This window comes from Mesorhizobium sp. M7A.F.Ca.CA.003.01.2.1, assembly GCF_003998945.1.
Classification (GTDB): domain Bacteria; phylum Pseudomonadota; class Alphaproteobacteria; order Rhizobiales; family Rhizobiaceae; genus Mesorhizobium; species Mesorhizobium ciceri.
The window spans coordinates 1-553 of sequence record NZ_RZRA01001606.1 but is presented as its reverse complement, the minus strand read 5'-3'; the positions used below and the strand labels follow the sequence as shown (position 1 = coordinate 553).

Annotated in this window: 1 protein-coding gene; it reads right to left on the bottom strand. The window is 56.8% G+C overall.

Annotated elements, in window-relative coordinates; all coding sequences use genetic code 11:
- Positions 1–196: 196 nt before the first annotated feature.
- On the bottom strand, positions 197–391 hold the full coding sequence (locus EN969_RS34495) for a DUF2934 domain-containing protein (protein WP_013531551.1): 195 nt from the start codon (positions 389–391) through the stop codon (positions 197–199).
- Between the last annotated feature and the right edge of the window lie 162 nt (positions 392–553).

Here is a 553-nt window from a genome sequence, read left to right as displayed (position 1 = left end):
ACCTGTGGGTTCTTGTTGCTGGTGGCTTTCATCGGCTCGGTGTTGTTGTCGCAGGCGCCGAGCGCAAGGGCAGCGGCCAAGACCAGGAATGAAAAGAACCTCTTCATCGAAACCTCCTCTGGTTGATGCCCGGCAAACGAGGTTCCGCCAATTTGGTTGCCCGACCGGGGTCCTCAAGACGCCATGGGATTGCCGATCAACGCTTCGAGCTATTGGAATCGGCCGCAACTGTCGGGTCAGGCAGAACCGGGCCACGTTCAGTCTCCGAACCCTCAGCTTCGATCTCCTGCACGGCCCGATCCCAGTGCTCCTGCTCGCGGCCTACCGGCCGGCCCTCTTGTTCCCAGATTTCATAGGCCCGTCGTTTGATCTTTTCTTCCCTGCTGTCCATGGCTAGATCCTCCAATTCGTCAGTCTCAATTCCGGGCCATATTTTTTGTTCCTCCTCTGTCGGCAACAGCCGCTGCCGGATTTCGGGAAGGCCCTTGTGGATTGCATGGGATGACCGGCTTGGTAAATTTCGTACCGATATTTTTTCGTGACACACCTATGC

Excerpts from the sequence above, each read along its gene's own strand:
- EN969_RS34495 (WP_013531551.1), bottom strand. The coding sequence starts at position 391 with ATGGACAGCAGGGAAGAAAAGATCAAACGACGGGCCTATGAAATCTGG.